The 1,226-nt window shown below is 47.5% G+C and carries 1 protein-coding gene; it reads left to right on the forward strand.

Translation table 11 applies throughout. The features are described 5' to 3' along the window. Positions 1–208 precede the first annotated feature (208 nt). Positions 209–1,198, forward strand: a complete 990-nt coding sequence (locus tag BUB06_RS21725) for an IS110 family RNA-guided transposase (protein ID WP_039476565.1) — start codon at positions 209–211, stop codon at positions 1,196–1,198. The last annotated feature ends 28 nt before the right edge of the window (positions 1,199–1,226 follow it).

Genomic DNA, 1,226 nt, shown 5'->3' on the forward strand with positions numbered 1-1,226 from the left:
GCTTGTATCTTTCTCACGTAGTGATTAGCTATCACTACATGAAACAGAGTGAGCTTCAAAGGCGCGCTAAGGCTATCAACCTTGCGATTGAGTTTAAGCCCTCTGTTTCACCTTTCACGCCAGCATTAACATTGAACGGTTACCTAGAGCACTGACTCTGAATGTACAAGCGGAACGGGCGTGACGGCTTCAGTGAAAGGGGGACATTATGTATTACGTCGGTATTGATATCAGTAAACGTTTTATCGATGTGTGCTTATTGGTTGATGGCATTAAAGGTAAACGGAAGACGAAAGTGTTACCCAATGACCCCAACTCAGCACAAGCTTTGGCTCAATGGTTAATCCTGCAAAAATGTGACCCGAGTCAGGCTCATATCATCATGGAAGCCACAGGGGTTTATCACGAACACCTTGCTTATGGTCTCCATGTGGCCGGTATTCTTGTATCGGTGGCCAATCCTCATCGAGTACGTGAATTTGCCAAAGGAATGGGGATATTGACCAAAACAGACCGCGTTGATGCTTATGTGCTGGCAAGCTATGGATGTTTAAAACAACCGGATAGTTGGGTTCCGCCTTCGCAAGAAATAAAGAAGCTCAGGGCATTATTGCAGCACAGGGATAGCCTGCTTAATGATAAACAGCGTGTAGAAAATCGCCTGGGCACGTTGAAATCCACCACACCTCCGGAAGAAGTCGTGACGTCTCTGGAATCGATGGTGCAACATTTAAAGGATGAACTGGAGCACATTGAGCACCTGATAAAAGCTCACATAGAGAAGCATCCCGGACTAAAAAAGGACCTGGCACTCCTGAAGTCGATTGATGGTGTTGGAGAGCAAATAGGATGGAATATGTTAGCCATCATCAGGGGTAATCACTTTAGGAGTGCGGAGCAGGTGGCGGCGTATCTGGGAGTTATCCCGGTAGAGCGTCGTTCAGGCACATCGGTGCATGGCAGGGCCAGTCTGTCGAAAATAGGACCGCCGGGTATCCGGGCGAAGTTGTATATGGGAGCCATTGCCGCTATAAGTCACAATCGTCATGTAAAAGCGCAATACACGCGGCTATTGCTAAAAGGCAAGGTAAAGATGCTGGCAATAGGGGCGGCGATGAGGAAACTGGTTCATCTATGCTATGGCGTACTTCATACTCAACAGCCCTATGACAAAAATTACGGCGTCGTAACCGATTGAAGTGCTTGACTGGCAACACGGTTACTCA

This window comes from Pectobacterium carotovorum (assembly GCF_900129615.1).
Classification (GTDB): Bacteria; Pseudomonadota; Gammaproteobacteria; order Enterobacterales; family Enterobacteriaceae; genus Pectobacterium; species Pectobacterium carotovorum.

Bases quoted from the DNA above. Each gene is read 5' to 3' on its own strand.
- BUB06_RS21725 (WP_039476565.1), top strand. From the start codon at position 209: ATGTATTACGTCGGTATTGATATCAGTAAACGTTTTATCGATGTGTGC.